Source organism: Streptomyces griseus subsp. griseus, assembly GCF_003610995.1.
In the GTDB taxonomy this organism is placed as follows: Bacteria; Actinomycetota; Actinomycetes; order Streptomycetales; family Streptomycetaceae; genus Streptomyces.
The window spans coordinates 2,751,183-2,776,754 of sequence record NZ_CP032543.1 but is presented as its reverse complement, the minus strand read 5'-3'; the positions used below and the strand labels follow the sequence as shown (position 1 = coordinate 2,776,754).

20 protein-coding genes, 1 tRNA gene and 1 pseudogene are annotated in these 25,572 nt (G+C 71.7%); 11 read left to right on the top strand and 11 right to left on the bottom strand.

Annotated elements, in window-relative coordinates; genetic code table 11:
• The first annotated feature begins 56 nt into the window (after window positions 1-56).
• The 3 genes from D6270_RS12615 (at window position 57) to D6270_RS12605 (ending at window position 4,463) form a co-directional block, all read left to right on the top strand.
• Window positions 57-1,055 (top strand): arsenic resistance protein, encoded by a 999-nt coding sequence (locus D6270_RS12615; RefSeq protein WP_109165320.1) that lies wholly within the window; start codon window positions 57-59, stop codon window positions 1,053-1,055.
• A 386-nt stretch (window positions 1,056-1,441) separates the two neighbouring features.
• Complete coding sequence (locus D6270_RS12610; RefSeq protein WP_109165321.1) at window positions 1,442-2,827, top strand: NAD(P)/FAD-dependent oxidoreductase; 1,386 nt, start codon at window positions 1,442-1,444, stop codon at window positions 2,825-2,827.
• A 292-nt stretch (window positions 2,828-3,119) separates the two neighbouring features.
• Entirely contained in the window at window positions 3,120-4,463 is a 1,344-nt protein-coding gene (locus tag D6270_RS12605; RefSeq protein ID WP_109165322.1) for a class I SAM-dependent methyltransferase, read from the top strand.
• A 127-nt stretch (window positions 4,464-4,590) separates the two neighbouring features.
• Here D6270_RS12605 and D6270_RS12600 read toward each other — a convergent pair whose 3' ends face one another.
• Both D6270_RS12600 and D6270_RS12595 read right to left on the bottom strand, forming a co-directional pair.
• Window positions 4,591-7,125, bottom strand: a complete 2,535-nt coding sequence (locus D6270_RS12600; protein WP_109165323.1) for an ABC transporter permease — start codon at window positions 7,123-7,125, stop codon at window positions 4,591-4,593.
• Between the two features lie 102 nt (window positions 7,126-7,227).
• Window positions 7,228-7,998, bottom strand: coding sequence for an ABC transporter ATP-binding protein (locus tag D6270_RS12595; protein ID WP_109165324.1), 771 nt, complete (start codon window positions 7,996-7,998; stop codon window positions 7,228-7,230).
• A gap of 552 nt (window positions 7,999-8,550) precedes the next feature.
• On the opposite strand from D6270_RS12595, the gene D6270_RS12590 reads away from it, so the two are divergent.
• From D6270_RS12590 to D6270_RS12580, 3 genes are all read left to right on the top strand, one after another.
• Window positions 8,551-8,636, top strand: a tRNA-Leu gene (locus D6270_RS12590).
• Between the two features lie 193 nt (window positions 8,637-8,829).
• The gene (locus D6270_RS12585; protein WP_109165325.1) at window positions 8,830-9,708 is read left to right on the top strand and encodes a Bax inhibitor-1/YccA family protein; all 879 of its coding nucleotides are present in this window, start codon (window positions 8,830-8,832) and stop codon (window positions 9,706-9,708) included.
• 313 nt (window positions 9,709-10,021) lie between these two features.
• Entirely contained in the window at window positions 10,022-10,339 is a 318-nt protein-coding gene (locus D6270_RS12580; RefSeq protein ID WP_093691895.1) for a hypothetical protein, read from the top strand.
• A gap of 68 nt (window positions 10,340-10,407) precedes the next feature.
• Here D6270_RS12580 and D6270_RS12575 read toward each other — a convergent pair whose 3' ends face one another.
• From D6270_RS12575 to D6270_RS12565, 3 genes are all read right to left on the bottom strand, one after another.
• Entirely contained in the window at window positions 10,408-11,298 is an 891-nt protein-coding gene (locus D6270_RS12575; RefSeq protein WP_225976830.1) for a hypothetical protein, read from the bottom strand.
• 478 nt (window positions 11,299-11,776) lie between these two features.
• Window positions 11,777-12,997, bottom strand: a complete 1,221-nt coding sequence (locus D6270_RS12570) for an acetyl-CoA C-acetyltransferase (RefSeq protein ID WP_109165327.1) — start codon at window positions 12,995-12,997, stop codon at window positions 11,777-11,779.
• 165 nt (window positions 12,998-13,162) lie between these two features.
• On the bottom strand, window positions 13,163-14,173 hold the full coding sequence (locus D6270_RS12565) for an SGNH/GDSL hydrolase family protein (RefSeq protein WP_109165328.1): 1,011 nt from the start codon (window positions 14,171-14,173) through the stop codon (window positions 13,163-13,165).
• 217 nt (window positions 14,174-14,390) lie between these two features.
• Between D6270_RS12565 and D6270_RS12560 the strand changes: the two genes are divergently transcribed.
• Window positions 14,391-15,797: a cystathionine beta-synthase gene (locus D6270_RS12560; protein WP_109165329.1), complete on the top strand. Its 1,407-nt coding sequence runs from the start codon at window positions 14,391-14,393 to the stop codon at window positions 15,795-15,797.
• A 491-nt stretch (window positions 15,798-16,288) separates the two neighbouring features.
• Here D6270_RS12560 and D6270_RS12555 read toward each other — a convergent pair whose 3' ends face one another.
• Window positions 16,289-16,735 carry a hypothetical protein gene (locus D6270_RS12555; RefSeq protein ID WP_109165330.1) on the bottom strand — a complete coding sequence of 149 codons (447 nt, stop codon included), beginning with the start codon at window positions 16,733-16,735 and terminating at the stop codon, window positions 16,289-16,291.
• Window positions 16,736-16,920: 185 nt separating this feature from the next.
• Between D6270_RS12555 and D6270_RS12550 the strand changes: the two genes are divergently transcribed.
• Complete coding sequence (locus tag D6270_RS12550; RefSeq protein ID WP_109165331.1) at window positions 16,921-17,766, top strand: MurR/RpiR family transcriptional regulator; 846 nt, start codon at window positions 16,921-16,923, stop codon at window positions 17,764-17,766.
• Between the two features lie 79 nt (window positions 17,767-17,845).
• Here the strand turns inward: D6270_RS12550 and D6270_RS12545 are convergent, their stop codons facing one another.
• From D6270_RS12545 to D6270_RS12525, 5 genes and pseudogenes are all read right to left on the bottom strand, one after another.
• Complete coding sequence (locus tag D6270_RS12545; protein ID WP_018515594.1) at window positions 17,846-18,220, bottom strand: hypothetical protein; 375 nt, start codon at window positions 18,218-18,220, stop codon at window positions 17,846-17,848.
• Between the two features lie 123 nt (window positions 18,221-18,343).
• Window positions 18,344-18,811: a roadblock/LC7 domain-containing protein gene (locus D6270_RS12540; RefSeq protein WP_109165332.1), complete on the bottom strand. Its 468-nt coding sequence runs from the start codon at window positions 18,809-18,811 to the stop codon at window positions 18,344-18,346.
• A gap of 38 nt (window positions 18,812-18,849) precedes the next feature.
• Window positions 18,850-19,662, bottom strand: coding sequence for a winged helix-turn-helix domain-containing protein (locus D6270_RS12535; RefSeq protein WP_109165333.1), 813 nt, complete (start codon window positions 19,660-19,662; stop codon window positions 18,850-18,852).
• Window positions 19,659-20,072, bottom strand: coding sequence for a hypothetical protein (locus D6270_RS12530; RefSeq protein ID WP_109167474.1), 414 nt, complete (start codon window positions 20,070-20,072; stop codon window positions 19,659-19,661). The genes D6270_RS12535 and D6270_RS12530 overlap by 4 nt, the downstream gene beginning before the upstream one ends.
• A 171-nt stretch (window positions 20,073-20,243) precedes the next feature.
• Window positions 20,244-20,759 (bottom strand): annotated as a pseudogene (locus D6270_RS12525) (amino acid permease); the annotation flags it as partial.
• Window positions 20,760-21,111: 352 nt separating this feature from the next.
• Here D6270_RS12525 and hutU point away from each other — a divergent pair.
• The 3 genes from hutU to D6270_RS12510 are packed head-to-tail and all read left to right on the top strand — an operon-like array spanning window position 21,112 to window position 25,501.
• Complete coding sequence (hutU, locus tag D6270_RS12520) at window positions 21,112-22,770, top strand: urocanate hydratase (RefSeq protein ID WP_109165334.1); 1,659 nt, start codon at window positions 21,112-21,114, stop codon at window positions 22,768-22,770.
• Window positions 22,770-24,125: an allantoate amidohydrolase gene (locus tag D6270_RS12515; RefSeq protein WP_391040299.1), complete on the top strand. Its 1,356-nt coding sequence runs from the start codon at window positions 22,770-22,772 to the stop codon at window positions 24,123-24,125. The genes hutU and D6270_RS12515 overlap by 1 nt, the downstream gene beginning before the upstream one ends.
• Entirely contained in the window at window positions 24,116-25,501 is a 1,386-nt protein-coding gene (locus D6270_RS12510) for a formimidoylglutamate deiminase (protein ID WP_391040301.1), read from the top strand. The genes D6270_RS12515 and D6270_RS12510 overlap by 10 nt, the downstream gene beginning before the upstream one ends.
• Window positions 25,502-25,572: the final 71 nt, after the last annotated feature.

The window sequence follows — 25,572 nt, the reverse complement described above, 5'->3', positions numbered from 1 at the left end:
GACGGCTTCGACGGTCTCGCCCGCGGTGCCGCTCAACAGCCCAGGGGGCGTACGACATGACCGGCGACGCACCGCGCGGGGCCGTCGAGGTGATGGAGCACCACCAGGTGGCCGTCTATCTCGCCGCGATGGCCCTCGGCGCCCTCCTCGGCCTGGCGGCGCCCGCCGCCGGACCTGGGCTGGAGCAGCTGATCAACCCCGTCCTGGGCGCGCTGCTGTTCGTGACCTTCCTTCAGGTCCCGGCGGCCGAGCTGCTGCGCTCGTTGCGGGACGGGCGGTTCCTCTCCGCCGCGCTGGTGGTGAACTTCGCCGTCGTGCCGCTCGTGGTCGCCGCGCTGTTCACGTTCCTGCCGGACGACCGGGCGCTGCGCCTGGGTGTGCTGCTCGTGCTGCTCTGCCCCTGTGTCGACTACGTCATCGTCTTCAGCGGTCTCGCCGGGGGCTCGGCCCGCCGGCTGCTGGCCGTGACCCCGGTCCTGCTGGTCGCGCAGATGGTGCTGCTGCCGGTCTTCCTGTACGCGTTCCTGGGCTCGGGGCTTGCCGACATCGTGGAGGCCGGGCCGTTCCTGGAGGCGTTCGTCGTCCTGATCGTCATCCCGCTCGCGCTGGCGTGGGGGCTCCAGGCCTGGGCGGGGCGGCGGGAGAGCGGGCGGAAGGTGTCGGACGCGGCCACCACGACGATGGTCCCGCTGATGGCGGCGACCCTGTCGACCGTCGTCGCCTCCCAGGTGCCGAAGCTGGGCGGGAACCTCACCGACGTCGCCGCGGTCGTCCCCTTCTACGCCGGGTTCCTGGTGGTGATGGCCTTCGCGGGGAAGGCGGTGGCCCGGCTCTTCCGGCTGGACGTGCCCGGGGGGCGGGCGGTGGTCTTCAGTGGGGCGACGCGTAACTCACTGGTGGTGCTTCCGCTCGCGCTGTCCCTCCCCGACGCGTACGCGATCGCCGCCGTCGTGGTGGTCACGCAGACCCTCGTCGAGGTCGTCGGCATGGTGCTCTACGTGCGGGCCGTGCCCCGGCTGCTGCCCGCTCAGCCGCAGCGTCACCTGCACCTTTGAGCCCGTGGGCGGCCCCGGTCGGCCGCTCGGGGGACCCTTCCCGGGACACGCCGCGACGAAGTTCGTGAACTTCTTCACAAGGAATTCGGCCCTGTTGGGCGCAGTTCGGACCCGCAAGGGCCGTCCGGGCCCTACGAGGGTCTCTGCGGAAGGCGTACGGGCGCGTTCCGGGGGTGTTGCGTACATGTGAAGAAGGGGGGCGATGCGGCGCTCCTGGAGGGCCAAGGGCCAGCTCACAGGCGGTCAGGAACGTTTCCCGGGGCGTCGCGGTTCCCCTGCGGGGTCATGACCTGGGTCACGTGGGCGGCGAAGTGTAGCAGAGGGGGATGAATCCTTGTGAAGGGGCTCACGAGCACCCCCCTGGGGCGAGGTGGATACTCGATGGCATGAGCACCACGGAGCGTCCCAGGATCCTCGTTGTAGGCGGTGGGTACGTAGGCCTGTACGCAGCTCGTCGCATTCTGAAGAAGATGCGATACGGAGAGGCGACCGTCACGGTCGTCGACCCGCGGTCGTACATGACGTACCAGCCCTTCCTCCCCGAAGCTGCCGCAGGCAGCATCTCGCCTCGGCATGTCGTCGTCCCGCTGCGACGCGTGCTGCCCAAGGCTGAGGTTCTCACCGGTCGTGTCACGACCATCGACCAGGACCGCAAGGTCGCCACGGTCGCGCCGCTCGTCGGCGAGGCCTACGAGCTGCCCTTCGACTACCTGGTCATCGCGATGGGCGCGGTCTCCCGTACCTTCCCGATCCCCGGCCTCGCCGAGCAGGGCATCGGCATGAAGGGCGTCGAGGAGGCCATCGGCCTGCGCAACCACGTCCTGGAGCAGCTGGACAAGGCCGACTCCACCACCGATGAGGACGTCCGCCGCAAGGCGCTCACGTTCGTCTTCGTGGGCGGCGGCTTCGCCGGTGCGGAGACCATCGGCGAGGTCGAGGACATGGCCCGCGACGCGGCGAAGTACTACACCAACGTGAAGCGCGAGGACATGCGCTTCATCCTGGTCGACGCCGCCGACAAGATCCTTCCCGAGGTCGGCCCGAAGCTGGGCGCCTACGGCAAGGAGCACCTGGAGAGCCGCGGCGTGGAGATCTACCTCTCCACCTCCATGGACTCCTGCGTCGACGGCCACGTAGTGCTCAAGAACGGCCTGGAGGTCGACTCCAGCACCATCGTGTGGACCGCCGGTGTGAAGCCGAACCCGGCGCTCGCCCGCTTCGGTCTGCCGCTCGGCCCCCGCGGCCACGTGGACACCTCCGAGAAGCTCCAGGTGCAGGGTACCGACTACATCTGGGCCGCGGGCGACAACGCCCAGGTGCCGGACATGATCGGCCGCCGCGCCGGCAATCCGAACGCCTGGTGCCCGCCCAACGCCCAGCACGCGCTGCGTCAGGCCAAGGTCCTCGGCGACAACGTGATCTCCGGCATGCGGGGCTTCCCGCAGAAGGAGTACAGCCACGCCAACAAGGGTGCGGTCGCCGGTCTCGGCCTGCACAAGGGCGTCGCGATGATCGTCATGGGCAAGGTGAAGATCAAGCTCAAGGGCCGTCTCGCCTGGTACATGCACCGTGGCTACCACGGCATGGCGATGCCGACCTGGAACCGTAAGATCCGGATCTTCGCCGACTGGACCCTCGCCGTCTTCCTCAAGCGCGAGGTCGTCTCCCTCGGTGCCATGGAGACGCCGCGCGAGGAGTTCTACGAGGCCGCCAAGCCGGCTCCGGCCCCGGCCGTGGCCGCCAAGTCCGAGGGCGAGAAGGCCACGGCCTGACCCCCGGGTGACCCGCTCCGCGAGGAGCACCCCGTACGACGCCCGAAGGGGCCGTCCGCCATCCGTGGTGCGGACGGCCCTTTCGGCGTCTCCGCCGCCGGGACGGTTCGCGGGCCCCCGGGCGCCTCTTTGCCGTTTCGTTGTCCGGTGGCGGGATGACGGAGCGTGCCGGAAGAGTTGACACAGAAGTACCTCGTGGTGGCACCGAACCATGTCACGGCGCGACTATGAGCACGTACGTACGCAGTGGGCTTTTGTGTTTGTCGGGAACACCACCACGGAGGTGTGCGCCATGGCACGCGCCGCATCGCGGCTGACCGCTCTTGCCGAAGAGCTGCTCTCGGAACCCCTACCGGTCCGCATCCGGGCCTGGGACGGCAGCGAATCGGGTCCGCCCGGCGCCCCCGTCCTCGTGATCCGCCACCGCCGCGCCCTGCGCAGACTCCTGTGGAAGCCGGGTGAACTGGGCCTGGCCCGCGCCTGGGTGGCCGGTGAGATCGACGTCGAGGGCGATCTGTACGAGCTCCTCGACCGGATCGCCGGGCTGCTCTGGGACCGGGACGCCGACGCCAAGGACACCGTCCACCCGGTCCGCGACCCCGCCGTACGCGCCTTCGCCCGCGGCCTCCTCCAGCTGGCCGGCCCCTGGCCCCCGCCCGCCCCGCCCGCCGAGGAGGTCCGCCGCCGCACCGGCCCGCTGCACACCAAGCGCCGGGACAAGGAGGCCATCAGCCACCACTACGACGTGGGCAACGACTTCTACGCCCTCGTCCTCGGCCCGTCCATGGTCTACTCCTGCGCCTACTGGCAGGACGGCGGGAGCCTGGAGGACGCCCAGCGCGACAAACTCGACATGGTCTGCCGCAAGCTCGCCCTGAAGGAGGGCGACCGCCTCCTGGACGTCGGCTGCGGCTGGGGCGCGATGGCCATCCACGCGGCCCGCGAGTACGGGGCGCACGTCACCGGCATCACCCTCTCCCAGGAACAGGCCGCCCACGCCCGCAAGCGCATCGCCGAGGAGGGGCTGACCGACCGGATCGAGATCCGCGTCCAGGACTACCGGGACGTCCTTCCCCCAGCTCTCGGCCCCGCTCGAACAGGGGACACCCCACCCGGACCGTACGACGCGATCTCCTCGATCGGGATGGCCGAACACGTCGGGTCGGTCCGCTACCGCGAGTACGCCGACGACCTCTTCGCCCTCCTGAAGCCCGGCGGACGCCTGCTGAACCACCAGATCGCCCGCCGCCCGGAGAAGGACGAGGACGCCTACCGCATCGACGCGTTCATCGACTCCTACGTCTTCCCCGACGGCGAACTCGCCCCCCTCGGCCGCACCCTGTCCACCCTGGAGGAGGCCGGCTTCGAGGCCCGGGACGTCCAGGCGCTGCGGGAGCACTACGCGCTGACCCTGCGCAGCTGGGTGGCCAACCTGGAGCGCCACTGGGAGCAGGCGGTACGGGCCACCTCCCCGGGCCGGGCCCGGGTCTGGCGGCTCTACATGGCGGCCTCGGCGATCTCCTTCGAGCGCAACAGCATCGGCGTCAACCAGATCCTCGCGGTGCGTCCGCTGGAGGGCGGCTCCTCCCGGCTCCCGCTGCGCACCCGCGCCTGGACGGAGGGGACGGGCGGCTGACCGTACGCCCCTGAGCCGACCCGTACGCCGTACGTCCTCGGAACGGGCGAGGGGCCGGTGCGCCGCCTTCCAGCGGTGCACCGGCCCCTCGTCGTCCCTGTCCCGTCCCGGTCCCCCGGGACCCCGGCTACTCGGTCTTGATCGCCGTCAGCATGTTGAGCTTCGCGGCGCTGCGGGCGGGCCACAGCGAGGCGAGGACGCCCACCAGGCCGGCCAGGGCCAGGAAGACCGCGAGGCGGTCCCACGGGATGACCAGGGCGTAGCCGGGGATGTCGGAGGACAGGGTCTGGCCGATCGCCCAGCCGAGGAAGACCCCGAGGCCGATCCCGATCACCGCGCCGAAGACCGAGATGACCACGGCCTCCAGGCGGATCATGCGCTTGACCTTGGCCCGGTCGAGACCGATCGCCCGCAGCATGCCGATCTCCTGCTGGCGCTCGAACACCGACATGGCGAGGGTGTTGACGACGCCGAGGACCGCGATCAGCAGGGCCATGGCGAGCAGCCCGTACATGATGTTCAGCGCGGTGTTGATGAAGCCGCCGAACATGTCACGGATGTCCTGCCGGTCCATGACGCTCATCGCCGGGTTGTCGCCGAGCGCGTTCACGATGGACTCTTCGGTGGCCTTGCTCGCGCCGCCGTCCGCCTTGATCCAGATCTCGCGGATGTCGGGGCGCGAGGCGGCGCTGTGCTGGTCGGCGAGCTTCTTCGGGATCACGAAGGTCGACAGGAAGTCGTTCTCCTCGTAGACCGCCCCGATGGTGATCTCGCCCTTCTTCTCGTCGTCGAACTTCACGGGGAGGGTGTCGCCGGTCTTCCAGCCGTTCGACTTCGCGGTCTTGGCGCCGACGGCGACCTGGCCCTCCTTCAGGGAGGCGAGCGAGCCGGAGACGGTGTCCAGGGAGAAGACCTTCTCCACGTCGCCCGGGGTGACGCCCGAGGCGGAGTGGTGCTCCCCGTCGACCTCGAAGTACGTCGACTGCTGCGGGGAGAGCGCGGCGACGCCGTCCGCCTTCGACAGGGCGGTGAGCGCGGACTCGTCGAGGGAGCCGCCACTGGCCATCGTGACCATGTAGTCGGCCTTGATGTTGTCCGTGGTCATCTTGTCGATGGCCTGGCCGAGGGTGACGCCGAGCACCGAGATGCCGGTGACCAGGGTCAGCCCGATCGCCAGGGCGGAGGCGGTGGCTCCGGTACGCCGCGGGTTGCGGACCGCGTTCTGCGAGGCCAGCTTCCCGGAGACACCGAACAGCTTGGTGACCGCCGGCCGCACCAGGGCGATGACCGGGCGGGAGAGCAGCGGGATCAGGATGATGATGCCGATCAGGGCGAAGAAGGCGCCGACCGCGACCAGGTAGCGGCCGTTGGTCCCGCCGGTCGCCGCGCCGCCGACGATGGCCACGGCACCCACCAGGGCGATGAAGCCGCCGATCGAGTTCCGTACGACCAGGGACTTGGTGGAGGCGGTGGCGTGCACGCTGCTCATCGCCGCGACCGGGGCGATCTTCGCGGCCCGGCGGGCGGGCAGCCAGGCGGCCAGGATGGTGATCACGACGCCGACGGCGAAGGCGGAGACGACTGCCGTGGGCGAGACGATCAGCGGTCCGGCCGGAATCTTGCCGCCGAGCTGGCCCATCGCGGAGCGCAGCCCGGTGGCGAGTCCCAGGCCGAGGGCGAAGCCGATGACGGAGGCGAGCGCGCCGACGACGGCGGCCTCGATCAGCACCGAGCGCTTGACCTGGCGGCGCGTGGCGCCGATGGCCCGCATCAGGGCCAGCTCACGGGTGCGCTGGGCGACCAGCATGGTGAAGGTGTTGGCGATGAGGAAGATGCCGACGAAGAGGGCGATGCCCGCGAAGGCCAGCAGCATGGTGTTGAGGCTGGTGAGACCGGACTCGATCTGCCGTGCCTGCTCGTCCGCGAGGGCCTTGCCGGTCTGCGCGGTGGCCTCCTCCGGCAGCAGCGGGACGATCGCGTCGACCAGCTCCCGGTCGGAGGCGCCCGCGGTGGATGCCACGGTGGCGTTCTTGAAGACGCCGGGCTCCAGGTAGAGCTTCTGGGCGGTGGCGGTGTCGAACAGCACCAGGCTGCCGCCCGCGTTGACCGCGCCGTCCTCGGTGGTGAAGACACCGGAGAGGGTGTACTCCTTCACCGGGCCGTTGGTGGCGACCCGCACCGGGTCGCCGACCCGGTACTTGCCCTTGGCGGCGGTGTCCTCGTCGAGGGCGATCTGACCGTCCTTCACCGGGCCGCTGCCCTGGGTGAAGTCGTACGCGCTGTCCTTGCCGTCCTTGCCGGGGGCGAAGTTGGCGCCGGTGTTGGACCAGCCGTTGCCGATCAGCTTGCCGTCGGGGTCGGCGACTCCGGCGAAGCCGTCGACCCGGCCGGTGACGGAGGCCACGCCGTCCACGCCGCGGATCTTGTCGAGGGTGGCCTCGTCGAGGCCGGGGGTCTTCTCGTCGCGCCCGCCGGCGTAGGTCTCCACGGCGACGGCGACGTCGTCGTAGCTCTTGGCGGACTGGTTGCGGAAGGCGTTGCCGAGGGTGTCGGTGAAGACGAGGGTGCCGGAGACGAACGCTACGCCGAGCATGACGGCGAGCACGGTCATCAGCAGCCTGGCCTTGTGCGCGAGCACATTGCGCAGGGCGGTACGGAACATGTCTGTGTGTCCTGGGATGGGTTCCGGAAGGGGGACGGGGACGCGCGGACGGCGGCCGTACGCGTCAGCCGGTACGGCGGCGGTGGTACGGGGCCGCCGGCGTCAGCTCTTGCGGCCCTTCGCGTCGAACGCCTTCATCCGGTCGAGGACCCCGTCGGCGGTCGGGCGCATCATCTGGTCGACGACGGCACCGTCCGCGAGGAAGATCACCCGGTCCGCGTAGGAGGCGGCCACCGGGTCGTGGGTCACCATCACCACGGTCTGGCCCAGCTCGCGCACCGAGTTGCGCAGGAAGCCCAGGACCTCGGCGCCGGAGCGGGAGTCCAGGTTCCCGGTCGGCTCGTCACCGAAGATGATGTCGGGCTGCGAGGCCAGGGCGCGGGCCACGGCGACACGCTGCTGCTGGCCGCCGGAGAGCTCGGTGGGCCGGTGCTTCAGCCGCTCCGAGAGCCCCACCATGTCGATGACCTTCTGGAGCCACGCGGCGTCGGGCTTCCGGCCCGCGATGTCCATCGGCAGGGTGATGTTCTCCAGCGCGGTGAGCGTCGGCAGCAGGTTGAAGGCCTGGAAGATGAAGCCGATCTTGTCCCGGCGCAACTGGGTGAGCTGCTTGTCCTTCAGCGTCGACAGCTCGGTGTCGCCGATGCGCACCGAACCGCTGCTGAAGCTGTCGAGACCGGCGACGCAGTGCATCAGCGTCGACTTGCCCGAACCCGAGGGGCCCATGATCGCGGTGAACTCGCCCTGCGGGAAGTCCACGGTCACCCGGTCCAGGGCGACGACCTGTGTCTCGCCCTCGCCGTAGACCTTCGACAGCTCCGTGGCGCGGGCGGCCACCGCGGTGGCGCGGTGAACGGTGGGGGTGGTGGTCACAGGGACGCTCCTGGTTCGGTGATGCGGACGCATACGGGATGACGCGGCCCGCCCTGACGGCGTGGCCTAGGGGACTACTCCATCGTCACGTCCCGACTGCCCCGGGGCGTCACTCCCGATGCCCGTTCCCGTGGCCCCCTTGAGTCGCACCACAGGGGTGGAGCCGTCCTCCTCGGGTATGACATCGACCCTGACGCTTCATCCGAGGGACGGTGCTGTGACACAGGGTGACCGCCACTTCCCGGCCCGCCGGGACGCCCGCGGAGCCGGAAGGGGAGCCTCCCCCCACGCCTTGGATCCCGAGGGTGGCGTACCCCCTGGCGAGGCATGGCGCGTACCCGGCGCATTGGGCCGTACGGGTGCGGCGACTTTCCGTCATTCCGTCACGGTGTCCTACCTGGCGGTATCCGGTGCGGGCGCGTGGTGAGGCCGCGCCCATGTGCTGACGGTCCCTCAAGCGGTCAATAAAATAGGACAACATCGCGCCACTGTTCCGCTGATCGGGGGACGCCCCCGGATAGGGTCAGTTGCCAACGCGGAGCCGCGCGGCACGCCCGGATGGTGGAACGTAGACACGGCGAGCTTAAACCTCGCTGCCCCTCGGGGGCGTGCCGGTTCGAGTCCGGCTCCGGGCACCACGCAGCGTACGGAGCGTGACGCCGGCAGCCCTCTCCGTGGGCTTCTGCCAACGGGGCGCCCGCACCGGTACGCCGGCGGCCCACCGCCCGCGACGGCCGGGGTGACAAAGATCCTCCTCCGGCACTGGGTGGTTCTTTTGCCTACCCATTACTCTTGTCGCAAGGCCGCGCAGTGTGGCCATGGAGGAGTGAGATGAGGAGCAGCAACCCGGTCTTCTCGCGACGGGGGTTCAGCCGCGACAACGGCCACGCGGGCTTCAACGCGGCGCCGCAGGCCGGGGCCGCCGCGACGGCCGGCAACCCGTTCGCGCAGGGCACCGCCGCAAACCCGTACGCCACCAACCCTTACGCACAGCAGGGCACCCAGCCCGGCGCCCCGGCGCGCACCGACGCGATGACCATCGACGACGTGGTGACGCGTACGGCGATGACGCTCGGACTGGTCGTCGTGGCCGCCGCCATCGCCTGGTGGGTCATGCCGGTCGACCAGGCGAACCTGGGCACCGCCTACGGCGTCGCCATCGGTGCCGCGATCATCGGCTTCGTGCTGTCGCTGGTGAACTCGTTCAAGCGTCGGCCCTCGCCGCCGCTGATCCTGTTGTACGCCGCCTTCGAGGGTGTCTTCCTCGGCATCGTCAGCAACATCGTCAGCGTCTACGTCGCCCCCGGCGCCGCGATGCAGGCGGTGCTCGGCACGATGGCGGTCTTCGCCGGTGTGCTGATCGCCTACCGCACCGGTCTGATCCGGGTCACGCGCCGTTTCTACGGCTTCGTGATGGCCGCCGCCATCGGCTTCATGCTGCTGATGATGGTCAACATGCTGTTCGCCGTCTTCGGCGGCGGTGACGGCCTCGGCTTCCGCAGCGGCACGCTCGGCATCATCTTCGGCATCGTGGCCATCGTGATCGGCGCGTGCATCCTCGCCCTCAACTTCAAGCAGGTCGAGGACGGCATCGCCTACGGCGCCCCGCGCGAGGAGGCATGGCTGGCCGCCTTCGGCCTCACCGTGACCCTGGTGTGGATCTACATCGAGATGCTGCGGCTGGTCGCCATCCTCCAGGGTGACGACTGACCGGCAACCACATCGGAAGGGCCCGCAGGCATCGCGCCTGCGGGCCCTTCCGCGTTCCCGGTGCACAGGGGGGCGGGTGCGGGTCGCAGCAGCTTGCGGGTGGCCCGCCTGAGGTCGTACGCGTGGGTGATCGCTGTGGCGTGCCCGCAGACGAGTTCGTGCTCCTCGCGCGGCGGGCTCAGGCGTTCGCCCTTCGGCGACCGTGTGGGGAGGGCGCGCAGGCGCGCGCGGCGGTACCTGAGGAAGGGCGCGCGGCGGTACCTGAGGAAGGGCGCGTGGCAGCCGGGCGGGAAGCGCGCGTAGGGTCGGCCGGGTGCTTGATACGACGCCTCTGATCCTGGCCGTGGACCGATTCGCCGACCGGCTGCGCTCGGCCCCGCAGAGCCGCCTCCAGCGCGGTGCGGCCGCCGAGGCCCTGGCCGCCGCCCGCGAACTCGCCGTACGGGCCCAGCGCTTCGAGAGCCCCGGGGTGGAGCCGCGGGTGCTGCCCGACGCCGGGGTGTTCGCCGTGGGCGACCAACTCGCCGTCGCCGGGCGGGATCTGGCCGTGGCACTGGTAACGGCCCCGCCCGGAGAGCTGGACGAGGCCGTGCGATACGTCGAGGAAGCGGCGGCGCGGGCTTTCGCGTAGCCGGGCCCGCGCCCGGGGGTGCCTGGGGCGGACCTGGCCGCTTGGCCGCCGGTCCGCCGGAAGCAGGCTCAGAACGAGGCGATGACGCGGTCCGCCAGGATGTAGACGTTGTCCTCGCCGCAGGAGAAGGTCAGCGCGTAGGCGCCGGAGACGCCCGAGCCGCCCAGCAGCACCGGCTGCCGGCCCGCCCGCAGCGCGTCCGCGAGGCGCTCGGCCGTCTCGCGGTGGCCAGGGGTCATGCAGAGCGTGGTGCCGTCGGCGAAGACGTACACATCGAGGGTCCCCAGCGGGCCCGGCCGCACATCGGTGAGCTCGGTGGCCAGATCGGCCAGCTCCTCCAGGCGGCTCACGGTGCGCTCGTGGTCGGTGACCACGGGGGTCTGTACGGGGACGAAGTCCGGGTGCGAGGGGTGGCGGCGGCGGGCCGCGGCCAGCTCGGGGGAGTCCTCGGGGTGGTCCGAGATCTCCGGGAGATCCGTGAACTCACCGGCGAAGTCGGCGGCGAAATCGGCTGCCTCGTGCTCCGCGAGGGTCCGCTCGCTCAGCTCGGCCAGCTCCTCCATGGCCTCGGCCGCCTCGATGTCCAGCGACTCCAGACCGGCGAAGTCGGCCTGGCGCGGAAGGTAGAACGGGGCCTCCTCGCCGAGCACCGGCATCCCGCCCAGCAGGGACGGCGCGTCCGCCGCGTCGCGGGCCTCCTGGGCGGCCCAGAACGCGCGCGCCTCGGCCAGCTCGCGCTCGCGCTCCTCGGCGAGCGCCTCCGACACGGCCGCGCGTATCTCCTCGGCGGGGGTGGCGGTACTACGGCTCTGCGGTGGCACAGACGCACCGAGAGCGCGGCCCTCGGCCAGGTCCGTGCGCAGGGCCGCGACCTGCTTGCGCAGCCCGTGAGCGGCATGCAGCGCGGCGGCGCCGACGGCCGTGGCAGCGGCGGTGGTCAGCAACAGGGCAAATGACATGGCGCTCACTGACAACTCCCGGTTTCAATCGATACCCCCGACTTCCTACATCAGCTTGGCCTGTACCCGTACCGGCTGTCAGTGCATTACGTCACGAAATGGACAGGTCTTTCGGTCCTGGGTTTAGCCCCAAAAGGCCGTGACCTGCAGAAACGACTCTCCCCCGGGACGCAGATCACATCCTGGGGGAGATTCGGTCACGGTCGGGGCTCGGCCGGATTCGGGCACCCCTTGGTGAGGGAAGGCCTGCGGCGCGTAAGGGAGGCCTCCGCTGCGGCTCAGCTCAGCCGCTCGTGCTGGTGGTCGCGCTGGGCCTCGCCTCCGCTGCGGGCAGGTGCCGCACTCGTCCCTCGTACGACCCCTACCCTCCGCTGCGGCTCAGCTCAGCCGCTCGTGCTGGTGGTCGCGCTGGGCTTCGCCTCCGCTGTGGGCAGGTGCCGCACTCGTTCCTCGTACGACCCCTACCCTCCGCTGCGGCTCAGCTCAGCCGCTCGATCACCATCGCCATGCCCTGTCCGCCGCCCACGCACATCGTCTCCAGGCCCCACTGCTTGTCGTGGAACTGGAGGCTGTTGATCAGCGTGCCGGTGATGCGGGCGCCGGTCATGCCGAAGGGGTGGCCGACTGCGATCGCGCCGCCGTTGACGTTGACCTTTTCCAGCGGCAGGCCCAGGTCCCGGTAGGAGGGGATGACCTGGGCGGCGAACGCCTCGTTGAGCTCGGCGAGGTCGATGTCGCCGATGGTCAGGCCCGCCCGCTTCAGCGCCTGCTTGCTCGCCTCGACGGGGCCGTACCCCATGATCTCGGGGGAGAGGCCGGAGACGCCGGTGGAGACGATCCGGGCCAGCGGGGTCAGGCCCAGCTCGCGCGCCTTGGTGTCGGACATGATCACCAGGGCGGCGGCGCCGTCGTTGAGCGGGCAGCAGTTGCCCGCGGTGACCAGGCCGTCGGGGCGGAAGACCGGCTTCAGGCCCTGCACGCCCTCCATCGTGACGCCCGCGCGGGGGCCGTCGTCCTTGGAGACGACCGTGCCGTCGGGGGTGGTGACCGGGGTGATCTCCCGCTCCCAGAAGCCGTTCTTCAGGGCCTCCTCGGCGAGGTTCTGCGACCGTACGCCGAACTCGTCCATCTCCTGGCGGGTGATGCCCTTGGTGCGGGCCAGGTTCTCGGCCGTCTGCCCCATCGAGATGTACGCGTCCGGGACGATGCCGTCCTCGCGCGGGTCGTGCCAGCCGGCGCCGGACTCCTCGGCGCGGGCGGCGGTGCGGGCCTCGGCCTCGGCGAAGAGCGGGTTGTGCGTGTCCGGGAGGCTGTCGGAGTTGCCCTTGGTGAAGCGGGACACCATCTCGACGCCCGCCGAGATGAAGACGTCGCCCTCGCCCGCCTTGATCGCGTGCAGCGCCATCCGGCTGGTCTGCAGCGAGGAGGAGCAGTAGCGGGTGACCGTACAGCCGGGAAGGTGGTCCATCCCCATCTGTACGGCGATGATGCGGCCCAGGTTGTTGCCCTGCTCGCCCCCGGGCAGACCGCAGCCCAGCATCAGGTCGTCGATGTCCTTCGGGTCCAGCTCGGGGACCTTGGCCAGCGCGGTCTGGATGATCGTGGCGGTCAGGTCGTCCGCGCGCAGGTCCTTGAGGGACCCCTTGAAGGCCCGGCCGATCGGCGAACGGGCGGCAGAGACGATCACGGCTTCGGGCATCACGCGGCTCCATGAGGGCTGGAAAGCTGGGTGGACAGGGGGAACTCCCTTGGAAGCTACCCGGGCGTATCGCCGGGGTCACCCGGCAGGCCGTGTGATGCGGGACTCTTTTCTAAGCGCTTGCTCAGCCCCCTGGCCTGCCGGGTCCGCCCGCTCCGCGGAGGCCTATGTGTGCCCGCGCGCCGTGTCCGGGTGGGGATGCGGCGCCGCCGGTTCCGCCTCGGTGGAGGCGGGCAGGCGCCGCCGCCTGCGGTGCTTGAGGAGGGCCCACGGGGCGCGGGCCCCCGTGACCTCCGTACCGGCTTCGCGGGCCGCCTGGGAAGCCGCCTTGGCCACCGGGAGGATGTCCTCGCGGCGCGAGCTGTCCAGCCGGTCCGACTCCGGCCACAGGCCCAGCACCGCGCACAGGGTGGGCAGCACCGCCATCGCCGCCGTGGCGTACCCCTCGGCGGAGGGGTGGTAGTTGTCGGGACCGAACAGCTCGCGCGGGTTCGCCGCGAACTCCGGGCCCAGCAGGTCGCCCAGCGACACCGTGCGCCCGCCCTGCTCCACCGAGCCGATCGTCTGCGCCGCCGCCAGCTGCCTGCTCACCCGCCGGGCCAGCCACCGCAGCGGCTGGTAGACCGGTTCGATCGTGCCCAGGTCCGGGCAGGTCCCCACGACCACCTCCGCCCCCGCCGTCCGCAGCCTGCGCACCGCCGTCGTCAGACAGCGCACCGACTGCGTGGCGGGCATCCGGTGGGTGACGTCGTTCGCCCCGATCATGATCACGCAGACGTCCGGGGTACGGGCCGGGTCCGCCAGCAGCAGCGACACCTGCCGCTCCAGATCGTCCGACCGGGCCCCCGGCAGCGCCACGTTCCGCAGATCCACCGGCCGCTCGGCCACCGCCGCGAGCCCCGAGGCGAGCAGCGCCCCCGGGGTCTGCCCGGCCCGCCGCACCCCCTGGCCCGCCGCCGTCGAATCCCCGAGCATCCCGAGCCGCAACGGATCGTTCGGGCCGGCGAACGCCACCCCGTACCGCCCGTCCGCGCTCGGCGGAACCGGCGCCGAACCGCCGCCCACCTGCCTCTTCGCGAGCTGGACCTCCGCCAGGAACACGCCGACGGCCGCCGCACCGATCAGTCCGATGCTGCCGCCGCCGTAGGCCGCGCCCGCCGCGATCCGCCGTGCCACCCTTGCTCTCGACACAGTCCGGTCCACCTCCTTCTCGCCGTACCGTCCTCCATGTACCTACCTGCCCCGCGAAGGGCGCCGCCCAATCGCACCGCGCGTTTCGGGGCCCGTACGCTCCGTATCCGGCCTTCCTTCCCCGGAGGCGCTCGTACGTACGCATCGTCCGGCTCGTACGCATACCCTTGGCCGGACCATCTCGGAGATCCCGGAGTACACGGTGCAATTCCACGATTCGCTGATCACTCTTGTCGGCAACACCCCGCTGGTGAGGCTGCGCAACGTCACGGCAGGCATTCAGGCGACCGTCCTGGCCAAGGTCGAGTACTTCAACCCCGGCGGGTCGGTGAAGGACCGCATCGCCCTGCGCATGATCGAGGCGGCCGAGCAGAGCGGCGAGCTCAAGCCCGGCGGCACGATCATCGAGCCGACCAGCGGCAACACGGGCGTCGGCCTCGCGATCGTCGCCCAGCAGAAGGGCTACAAGTGCATCTTCGTCTGCCCGGACAAGGTGTCGACGGACAAGATCAACGTGCTGCGCGCCTACGGTGCCGAGGTCGTCGTCTGCCCCAGCGCGGTTGACCCGGAGCACCCGGACTCCTACTACAACGTCTCCGACCGCCTGGTCACCGAGACGCCCGGGGCCTGGAAGCCGGACCAGTACTCGAACCCGAACAACCCGCGCTCGCACTACGAGACCACCGGTCCCGAGCTGTGGGAGCAGACGGAGGGGAAGATCACCCACTTCGTCGCGGGCGTCGGCACCGGCGGCACGATCACCGGCACCGGGCGCTACCTCAAGGAGATCAGCAACGGCGCCGTGCAGGTCATCGGTACCGACCCGGAGGGCTCGGTCTACTCCGGCGGCTCCGGCCGGCCGTACCTGGTCGAGGGCGTCGGCGAGGACTTCTGGCCCTCCGCCTACGACGCGAGCGTCACCGACGAGATCGTCGCGGTCTCCGACAAGGACACCTTCCAGATGACCCGCCGCCTCGCCAAGGAGGAGGGCCTCCTCGTCGGCGGCTCCTGCGGCATGGCGGTCGTGGGGGCCCTGGAGGTCGCCAAGCGGCTCGGCCCGGACGACGTCGTCGTGGTGCTGCTGCCCGACAGCGGCCGCGGCTACCTCAGCAAGATCTTCAACGACGAGTGGATGGCCGACTACGGTTTCCTGGAGGACACCAGCTCCTCTCCGCAGGTCAGCGCGGTGCTGAACTTCAAGGAGGGCCCGCTGCCCTCCCTCGTCCACATGCACCCGGACGAGACCGTCGGCGAGGCGATCGACGTCCTGCGCGAGTACGGCGTCTCCCAGATGCCCATCGTGAAGCCGGGCGCCGGACACCCCGACGTGATGGCCGCCGAGGTCATCGGCTCCGTCGTGGAGCGGCAGCTGCTGGACGCCCTCTTCACCCAGCGCGCCTCGCTCAGCGACCCGCTGGAGAAGCACATGTCGGCCCCGCTGCCGCAGGTCGGCTCGGGTGAGCCGGTCGAGGACCTGATGGCCGCGCTCAGTGGTGCCGATGGTGCGGACGCGGCGATCGTGCTGGTCGAGGGCAAGCCGAAGGGCGTCGTGAGCAGGCAGGACGTGCTCGCGTTCCTCGCGAAGGACGCCGGGGCGACGAAGGCCTGACCGGTCGGAGCCGGTCGGAGCCGGTCGGGGCCGGTCGGGGCCGGTCGCGGTCAGCGCTTCGCGAAAACGGTACGAGCGCGTCACGTCCGCGCAGCACCCGCTTAACACGGCTCCGGCACATTGGTGGGTGTCGGCAGGGAAACCCGCCGGCACCCAGAACGGCGACACCGGACTACGGAGCGGCTCCCGGACCTCCACCGTCGCCCGGACGCGGGCACCCGGCCCTGACCCGGACCGCGTCCTTCGCGGGGACCGCCGTCGTCCCGCCCCCCGGGCCACCGGGGGTGCGGCGGCCCCCGCGACATACTTGGCCTCGCGGCCGGACCCCCCGTGGGTCCGGCCGCTCGGTCGTTCCCGGCTGCCGGAGACGGGTGTCGGCCGCACGGACGAGGCGCGGCTGTGCGGAGGCCGCGCGGTCGTGCGCTCGTACGGTCGTGCCGAAACGACGCGCGGGCGGCCGGAGGCGGCGGTCAGTTGTCCCGAGGCGGCGGTCAGTCCTCCTGCCAGGCCGAGGCCGGGACCGCGTTCCGCTCCCGCCGTCGGAACAGGCCCCCGCCGCGCGCCGCGTGGACCGCGTTCACCCCGACGATCCCCAGCCAGGCCACCACCAGCCCCTCGATGCCCGCGTTGACCACCCCGATCGCGGAGAGCGGGACGGCCAGCACGAGCGAGACCACCCCGAACCCGAACCGCTCCCCGAACCCGGGCGGTGCCCCCGAGGCGGACGGCGGCCGTATGGAGCGGGGGTCCCGGGCGGCCGTCACCTGCTGCTCGGCCAGGTGGCGCCGGACCCGCCGGTCCATGGTGGTGTCGAGGCGTTTCTCGACCTTCTCCAGGAACGAGTCGACGAGCGCGGACTCATACTCCGGCCCCAGCTCGCCGCGCGCCCGGAGAGTGGCGGCCAGCTCCTTCTCGATCTCGTGGTCACGGGCTTCCATACCGGTTACGTTACGAGCGGCGGCGGCCCGGAACACGGGGGCTAACCCCCGTATTTCCCCGCCGGGAGGCTGCCCCGTCCACCCGCTGCATATGGACATGCAGGGGCCTTCCTGGCTGAATGGATCTGTCGGCGCCGACCCTGGCGCGACGGATCCGGCACGGCACAGCCCAGCAAGGGGACAGCATGAGTGGGAGCAGCCCCGCCGCGCGGTTGCAGCAGCTCTTCGAGGGGCACCGGCTCACGCCCACCCAGCGGCGCATCGCGCACTGCATGGTCCGCCGGGCGGCCGACGCGCCGTTCCTCTCCAGCGTGGAGCTGGCCGAGCTCGCCGGGGTCAGCCAGCCCTCCGTCACCCGCTTCGCCGTCGCCCTCGGCTTCGACGGCTACCCGGCGCTCCGCCGCCATCTGCGCGAGGTCGCACCCGCCGACACCGAGCAGGAGGAGGCGGGCGAGACGTACAACGAGTACCAGCAGGCCGTCCGCGCCGAGATCGAGAACCTCCAGCACCTCTCGGACTTCCTCGCCGACCCCGCCCCCGTGGAGCGGGCGGGCCGCCTGCTGGCCACCTCCCGGCCGCTGCCCGTGCTGGGGCTGCGTGCGGCCTCCTCACAGGCGCGCGGGTTCGGCTACTTCGCGGCCAAGGTCCACCCCGACGTCCGGGTGCTGGACGAGGGCGGCTCCATGCTCCTGGACCGGATCGACTCCGCCCGCCGGGCCGGCGCCACCGCCCTGATGTGCTTCGCGCTGCCGCGCCACCCCAAGGAGTGCGTGGAGGCGCTGGCGTACGCCGGGGAGCACGGGCTCACCGTCGTCACCGTCGCCGACTCGGCCTTCGCGCCCGTCGCCCAACACAGCGACCTGCTGCTCCCGGCGGCCATCGGCTCCGGGCTCTCCTTCGACACCGTCTGCGCGCCGATGCTGCTGGGGCGGGTGCTGCTGGAGGCGATGTGCGACGAACTGCCCGACGCCCAGGCGCGGCTGGAGGAGTTCGACGTACGGGCGGCAGCGCGGGGGCTGTTCGTGGAGTGAGTACCCGCGCCCGGTGGCGGGGGACGCCGCGCCGGGCAGGGCGCGGCGTCGCCGCCGGTGAGGTCGGACCTTTGGCGGCTCAGACCTCCAGCTCGGCCTCGATCTTCTTCAGCTGGTGGCGGGCCATCGCCAGGTTCGCGCGGCTCGCGTCCAGCACCAGGTAGAGGAAGAGGCCGTTGCTGCCACGGGTCTTGAGCAGCCGGATCAGGTGGTACTGGGTGCCCAGCGTGATGAGGATGTCCTCGATCTCCTCCTTGATGCCCAGGTGCTCCATGGTGCGGAGCTTGGCGCGGATCACATCGGTGTTGCCCGCGGCCGCGACCTCCAGGTTGAAGTCCTTGCCGCCGCCGAGCGTGCCCAGGGCCATCCCGCTCGTGTAGTCGACGAGGGCGACACCCGTGGTGCCCTCGATCGAGCTCATCGCTTCCTTCAGTGACGCTTCGGTGTTCGCCATGGAGGCTCGTTTCCTTTCCGTGGCCGGTCGCGGTGACCGGGTCCGTTTCTGTGTGCGTGGTGTGGGGTTACGCGTGATGGCGTGAGTCCCGGTGGTCTGGGTGTACGGGTGGGGGGAAAGGGGTTACGTCGGGCGCTGCGGGAGCGTGCGGTTGGGGGCACCGCGTGAGGGGGCGGTGCGGGGCATGGGGGGCGTGCGCTCGGCGCGCTCCAGCGCGGTGTCGACGAGTTCGCCGATCCGGGCACCCGCGCGGCGGCCCTCCAGATGGAGCCGGCCGACGTTGATGCGGTCCTCGGCCAGCAGGGTCAGGACGGCGGAGGAACCGGCGGCATAGGTGGCGATGTAGCCGCTCTCGCCGCGGACCAGGAGCTCCCGGAAGCCGCCGCGGCCGGTGGCCTCCGTCATCCGGATCGAGACGCCGAGCGCGGCGGCGGTGAGGGCGGCGACGCCCTCGGCCTCGATGCCCGGGGTGTCGTGGGCCAGGACCAGGCCGTCGGTGGAGGCGGCCAGCGCCCCGCCGAGAAGGGGGACCCGGGCCCGTAACCGCTGGAGCTCGTCGAGGACACCGCGCGTCTCGGCCTCGGGAACCATCAGCTGTCTCCTCCCGGCACGCTGTCTGAGCGCGCGTATCACAGGGCCTCCAATGCGTCTCGGAGCCGGCGCAGCAGGGCGATATCGGGGTCGGCCGTCACCTCGGGGAGCGTGATCCGGCCGGGTGCCGAGGTGGCGGCGGGCAGCGGCTGCGCGCGGACCGCCTCCACCAAGCCGGCCGCGGCGAGCCGCCGCAGGTCGACCAGGATGTGGAACGCCGAACGGCCCAGTGCCTGGGCGATGTCGGAGGCCGTGCGCGCGCCGTCGGCCAGCTCGAGCACCGCGCGCTGGCGGGCGGGTACGGGGCTGTCGCCGGTGTGCGCGGCCGTCCGGGCCACGGGGGAGCTGTCGCAGGCGGCGTCGGGCCAGATCCGGTCCAGCAGCTCCCGTCTGCGCAGGGTCTCGCGCTGGACGGCGGCCACCGGGACCGGTCGCACCGGGCCGATCCAGTGGGACACCCCGTAACGGAAGCGGGCGGGCGTCCCGGTCGGCGCGAGGGCGAAGAACGCGGCGTCGTACAGCGCACCCAGGTGGCACAACTCCAGGGCGCCGCCCGGCACATGGCCGCTGTCCACGAGGTAGCGGCCGACCCGCTGTCCGGCCCCGGCCTGCGCCACCGCGTCCCACCACCCCTCGTGCCGCAGGGTGCCGCCGGTGGTGAGGAGCACGTCGATGCCGGGGGTGGCGGGGCTCTCGGCGTGCACCACCTGGCCGTCGGCGAGGTAGAGCGTGCCGCGGTCGCGCATCAGGGCGCCAGTGGCCCGTTCGGCGGCGAGGCGTTGGAGCATCGGGGAGAGGACCGGGAGCCGGTCCGTCCCGGGGGCGCCGGGGTCGGCGGCTATCGCGCTCATGCCAGCACCAGCCGCTCGGCCAGCTCGCCCAGCCGTAACCGGGCCAGCGCGAGGTTGCCATCGGAGCGGCTCAGCCAGAGATGGAGGAAGACGCTGCTGTCGAAAGCCGTCTCCACGAAGCGGAGCATGTGGTAACCGTCTTGTGTGGTGACGATGACGTCCTCGACGGCGGTGCTCGGCGCTTCCCCGGAGCGCTCGGCTCCGCCCCCTGACGCGAGGTGGGCGAAGGCGGGCTGCTCGGCGGTCATCCGGGCGACCTCCGCCGTCTCGGCCGCCGTCGCCTCGTGGTCGCCGTTGGGGGACTCGCCGATGGTGCCGAGCGCGAGGCCGCTCGTCCAGTCGACCACCGAGGCGCCCCGGGCGCCGGGCAGCCTCATGACTTCGAGCAGGCACTCGTCGATTCCGGGCACGCGGATTCCCCTCCCGACGCGGCGTACGGCTGTGACCCTGAGGCTACGCAACGTGCTCACGGCAGGTGGGGGTTCTGGCATTTTCCTTTGGTACATGCGCCCCAGGGTGTAAAGGAGCGGCTGGAATGTGTTGGCCGGGAGACGAGGTGACGTCCCGTCAGCCGTAGTGCCCCCGGACTTCCCGGCGGCCGTCATCACCGCTTCCTTCACCGCCCGGAGCCCGACGCCGATCGGCAGCAGGGTCCCGGCGCGCACGTGGCCGCCGGCGCCCCGGTCGGCGAGCGGGCTCGCCAGGATCGCCGAGGTGATGGCGCCGAGCACCGGCTGGGCGGTCGGTGTGCCGAAGCGGTGGTGCTCCACCCGGTCCCCGCACAGCGCCAGTAAAGCGATGTTGACCACGCCGAAGACGCGGAGCGGCAGGGGGGAGGTGGTGTCGTCGCGCCCCTCGATCTCGCCGGTGGAGACCGGGCCGATCGCCAGGACGGAGGCGAGGACGATGCCGACCCGGGGGGCCCGCCGGCCCGTCGGCACCTTGCCCATCCCGGGCGGGAGGGTGCGTTCGTCGGCCATGCCGCAGCAGGGCCGGGAGGCCATCATCAGGTTGATCAAGGCCGATTCGGTGACCGCGAACAGAGCGATCGGCGCGAAGAGTTTCGGCGGAAAATCGACGCCGCCCGCCTTCACCACCCAGCGGGGCATATGCGCCGATCGCCAGGATCGCCACGAACCCGCCGACCTCCACCAGGGTCGGCGCGAGCTTCGCCTTCACCTGCCCGGAGCCCGCGCAGCGCGGCCCCGGCCGCCTTCGGGTACGTGCCGATGAGCTCCACGTACGAGGCCGCGTCAAGCGGGGCAGCGACGACCCCGATCGCGTACGGCGGTCAGGGCGCGCTCCGCACGCGCTCATCGGCGCCTCCGGGCGGGCCGAGACGGTTCGGGAGCCGCTTTCCCGGGCGCGGCGCGAACCGCACCTGTTGACTACGACTATTCAGCGCCTCAGGATGTGAATATCTAGTCATCGTCGCGAGGAGGCACCGCCATGTCAGGACCCCGCCCCGTACGAGCGCCGCGCGGCAGCGCCCTGAGCGCCCTGGGATGGCAGCAGGAAGCCGCCCTGCGCATGCTCCAGAACAACCTGGACCCCGAGGTCGCCGAGCACCCCGACAAGCTCGTCGTCTACGGCGGCACGGGCAAGGCGGCCCGCGACTGGCGCTCGTTCGACGCGATGGTCCGCACCCTCCGGACGCTCAAGCAGGACGAGACGATGCTCGTCCAGTCCGGCCGGCCGGTCGGGGTCATGCAGACCCACGAGTGGGCGCCGCGCGTCCTGATCGCCAACTCCAACCTGGTCGGGGACTGGGCGAACTGGGAGGAGTTCCGCCGTCTGGAGGCGCTCGGCCTCACCATGTACGGCCAGATGACCGCCGGGTCCTGGATCTACATCGGCACCCAGGGCATCCTCCAGGGCACCTACGAGACCTTCGCCGCCGTCGCCGCCAAGAAGTTCGGCGGGTCCCTGGCCGGGACGATCACCCTCACCGCCGGGCTCGGCGGCATGGGCGGCGCCCAGCCGCTCGCCGTCACCATGAACGACGGCGTCGCCATCTGTATCGACTGCGACCCGCGCGCCATCGAACGCCGCATCGAGCACCGTTTCCTGGACGTCAAGGCGGACAACCTGGAGCACGCCCTCCAGCTCGCCGTCGAGGCCCGCGACGCCCGCCGCCCCCTCTCCATCGGCCTCCTCGGCAACGCGGCGGAGCTGCTGCCCCGGATGCTCGCCGAGGGCGCGCCGGTCGACATCGTCACCGACCAGACCAGCGCCCACGACCCGCTGGCCTACCTCCCCATCGGCGTCGACTTCGACGACATGGCCACCCTCGCCGCCGAGAAGCCCGCCGACTTCACCCAGCGCGCCCGCGAGTCGATGGCCCGCCATGTCGAGGCCATGGTGGGCTTCATGGACGCCGGGGCCGAGGTCTTCGACTACGGCAACTCCATCCGCGGCGAGGCCCAGCTCGCCGGGTACGCCCGCGCCTTCGACTTCCCCGGCTTCGTCCCCGCCTACATCCGCCCCCTCTTCTGCGAGGGCAAGGGCCCCTTCCGCTGGGCCGCCCTCTCCGGCGAGGCCTCCGACATCCACAAGACCGACCGGGCGATGCTGGAGCTCTTCCCGGAGAACGAGTCGCTGCACCGCTGGATCAAGATGGCCGGCGAACGCGTCCACTTCCAGGGCCTGCCCGCCCGCATCTGCTGGCTCGGCTACGGCGAGCGCGACAAGGCCGGCGAGCGCTTCAACGACATGGTCGCCGGCGGCGAACTGGCCGCCCCGCTGGCCATCGGCCGCGACCACCTCGACTGCGGCTCGGTCGCCTCCCCGTACCGCGAGACCGAGGCCATGCTGGACGGCTCCGACGCCATCGCCGACTGGCCGCTCCTGAACGCCATGGTCAACGTCGCCTCCGGTGCCTCCTGGGTCTCCCTCCACCACGGCGGCGGCGTCGGCATGGGCCGCTCCATCCACGCGGGCCAGGTCACCGTCGCCGACGGCACCGAGCTCGCGGGCGAGAAGATCCGCCGCGTCCTGACGAACGACCCCGGCATGGGCGTCATCCGCCATGTCGACGCGGGCTACGACATCGCGGAGTCCGTCGCCACCGACAAGGGCGTACGCGTCCCGATGGCGGAGGACAACTGATGCCCACGGGCACCACGCCGAACGGCACGACGGGCACGACGTGCACGCCCGGGGCCACGTCAGGGGCTGCGACCGGCGACGCGTCAGTGCCTGCCCCCGGCACCGTGACAGGCACCAACTGGCGTACGGGTGACTCCTTCCTCTCCATGTGGCGCGAGCTGGCCCCCGTCGGACGCCACCCCGACAGCGGCGGCTACCGGCGTTACGCCTGGTCGGCGGCGGACCTGGAGTGCCGGGCCTGGTTCCGTACGCAGGCCGAGGCGCGCGGGCTCACCCATGAGACCGACCGCAACGGCAACCAGTGGGCCTGGCTCGGCGACCCCCTGGCGGGCGACGCCGTCGTCACCGGCTCGCACCTGGACTCCGTCCCCGACGGCGGCGCCTTCGACGGGCCGCTGGGTGTGGTCTCCTCCTTCGCCGCACTCGACGAACTCCACGGCAGGGGCGCGGTGTTCACCCGCCCCCTGGCGATCACCAACTTCGGTGACGAGGAGGGCGCGCGCTTCGGTCTCGCCTGTGTCGGGTCCCGGCTCGCCGCCGGACAGCTCACCGTCCACGACGCCCACCGCCTCCGGGACGCGGACGGGACCGCCCTGCCCGCCGCCATGGAGGCAGCCGGATACGACCCAGGAACCATCGGCCCCGACCCCGAACGGCTCGCCCGGATCGGCGCGTTCGTCGAACTCCATGTGGAGCAGGGCCGCGCCCTCGACCTGACCGGCGACCCCGTCGGCATCGCCTCCGCCATCTGGCCGCACGGCCGCTGGCGGTTCGACTTCCGGGGCGAGGCCAACCACGCGGGCACCACCCGCCTGGCCGACCGCCGCGACCCGATGCTGACGTACGCCGAGACCGTGCTCGCCGCCCGCCGCGAGGCCGAACTCACCGGTGCCCTCGCCACCTTCGGCAAGATCGCGGTCGAGCCCAACGGCGTCAACGCCATCCCCTCCCTCGTCCGTGGCTGGCTGGACTCCCGCGCCGCCGACCAGGCCACCCTGGACGCCGTCGTCACCGGGATCGAGAGCGCCGCCCACCGGTACGCCGAGCGGGCCGGTATCGACCTCGATGTCGTACGCGAATCGTTCACGCCCGTGGTCGAGTTCGAGCACGCCCTGCGCCACGAGCTGGCCAGGATCCTGGAGGGGACCGGCGACACGGGGCGCCCGGTCCCCGTCCTCGGCACCGGCGCGGGCCACGATGCGGGTATTTTGTCCGCTTCGGTGCCCACCGCCATGCTCTTCGTGCGGAACCCCACCGGAATCTCGCACTCTCCGGCCGAGCACGCCGCCGAGGAAGACTGCACGGCCGGGGTGCGGGCACTCGCCGACGTACTGGAAGGCCTCGCGTGCAGCTGACGAACCGGACCGCGCCGACAACCCGCACGGCCGGCGGGCCCGTCACCGCGACGTACTGGATGGACCACGCCTGGCTCGGCACCCATGTGGAGCCCGACGTCACGGTCGAGGTCGCCGGCGGCCGGATCGCCGGGGTCAGGACCGGCGTGGAGACACCCCCGGCCGACGCCACGGTGCTGCGCGGCCTGACCCTCCCCGGCCTGGCCAACGCCCACTCCCACGCCTTCCACCGGGCCCTGCGCGCCACCGTCCAGGTGGGCTCCGGCACCTTCTGGACCTGGCGCGAGCTGATGTACCAGGTGGCCTCCCGGCTCACCCCGGACACCTACTTCGACCTGGCCCGCGCCACGTACGCGGAAATGGCCCTGGCCGGCATCACCTCCGTCGGCGAATTCCACTATCTGCACCACGCGCCCGGCGGCACGCCCTACGCCAACCCCAACGCCATGGGCGAGGCGCTGATCGCGGCGGCGGCCGAGGCCGGGATCCGGATCACCCTGCTGGACACCGCCTACCTCGCCGCAGGCTTCGGCGAGAAGCCCAACCGGCACCAGCTGCGCTTCTCCGACACCACCGCCGACGCCTGGGCCGAACGCGCCTCCCTCCTCAAGGGCGACGACCACACCCTGATCGGCGCGGCCATCCACTCCGTCCGCGCGGTCCCGGCCGGCCAACTGGCCACCGTCGCCGCCTGGGCCGAGGAGCGGGGCGCCCCGCTCCACGTCCACCTCTCCGAGCAGACGGCGGAGAACGACGCCTGCCGGGCCGCCCACGGCCGCACCCCCACCCGGCTCCTGGCCGACCACGGTGTCCTCGGCCCGCGCACCACCGGCATCCACAACACGCATCTGACGGAGGAGGACATCGCCCTGCTCGGCTCCTCCACCACCGGCACCTGCATGTGCCCGACGACCGAGCGCGACCTCGCCGACGGCATCGGCCCCGCCGCCGCCCTCCAGAAGGCCGGCTCGCCGCTCTCGCTGGGCAGCGACAGCCACGCCGTCATCGACCTCTTCGAAGAGGCGCGGGCGATGGAGCTCAACGAGCGGCTGCGCACCCACATCCGGGGCCACTGGACGGCCGCCGCCCTGCTGAGGGCCGCCTCCGCCGACGGGCACGCCGCGCTCGGCCGTCCCGACGCGGGCGTCCTGGAACCGGGCGCCCCCGCCGACCTGACGACCATCGCCCTGGACTCCGTCAGAACGGCGGGACCGGTGCCCCGGCTGGCAGCGGAGACCGCCGTATTCGCCGCCTCCGCCGCTGATGTGCGGCACACGGTCGTGGCAGGGCGTCAGATCGTCCGCGACGGCCGGCACGCGCTGATCGAGGATGTGCCAGGAGCGCTCGCGGCAGCCGTGGCCGCCCTGCACCACTGACCGCCCCACGCCCTGGACCTGCCGAACGTCCGGCACTCCGGGCGCTCCCGGAACGCAAGGAGAACACTCTC

Bases quoted from the DNA above. Each gene is read 5' to 3' on its own strand.
- D6270_RS12615 (WP_109165320.1), top strand. From the start codon at position 57: ATGACCGGCGACGCACCGCGCGGGGCCGTCGAGGTGATGGAGCACCAC.
- D6270_RS12610 (WP_109165321.1), top strand. From the start codon at position 1,442: ATGAGCACCACGGAGCGTCCCAGGATCCTCGTTGTAGGCGGTGGGTAC.
- D6270_RS12605 (WP_109165322.1), top strand. From the start codon at position 3,120: ATGGCACGCGCCGCATCGCGGCTGACCGCTCTTGCCGAAGAGCTGCTC.
- D6270_RS12600 (WP_109165323.1), bottom strand. From the start codon at position 7,125: ATGTTCCGTACCGCCCTGCGCAATGTGCTCGCGCACAAGGCCAGGCTG.
- D6270_RS12585 (WP_109165325.1), top strand. From the start codon at position 8,830: ATGAGGAGCAGCAACCCGGTCTTCTCGCGACGGGGGTTCAGCCGCGAC.
- D6270_RS12575 (WP_225976830.1), bottom strand. From the start codon at position 11,298: ATGTCATTTGCCCTGTTGCTGACCACCGCCGCTGCCACGGCCGTCGGC.
- D6270_RS12570 (WP_109165327.1), bottom strand. From the start codon at position 12,997: ATGCCCGAAGCCGTGATCGTCTCTGCCGCCCGTTCGCCGATCGGCCGG.
- D6270_RS12555 (WP_109165330.1), bottom strand. From the start codon at position 16,735: ATGGAAGCCCGTGACCACGAGATCGAGAAGGAGCTGGCCGCCACTCTC.
- D6270_RS12550 (WP_109165331.1), top strand. From the start codon at position 16,921: ATGAGTGGGAGCAGCCCCGCCGCGCGGTTGCAGCAGCTCTTCGAGGGG.
- D6270_RS12545 (WP_018515594.1), bottom strand. From the start codon at position 18,220: ATGGCGAACACCGAAGCGTCACTGAAGGAAGCGATGAGCTCGATCGAG.
- D6270_RS12540 (WP_109165332.1), bottom strand. From the start codon at position 18,811: ATGGTTCCCGAGGCCGAGACGCGCGGTGTCCTCGACGAGCTCCAGCGG.
- D6270_RS12535 (WP_109165333.1), bottom strand. From the start codon at position 19,662: ATGAGCGCGATAGCCGCCGACCCCGGCGCCCCCGGGACGGACCGGCTC.
- hutU (WP_109165334.1), top strand. From the start codon at position 21,112: ATGTCAGGACCCCGCCCCGTACGAGCGCCGCGCGGCAGCGCCCTGAGC.
- D6270_RS12515 (WP_391040299.1), top strand. From the start codon at position 22,770: ATGCCCACGGGCACCACGCCGAACGGCACGACGGGCACGACGTGCACG.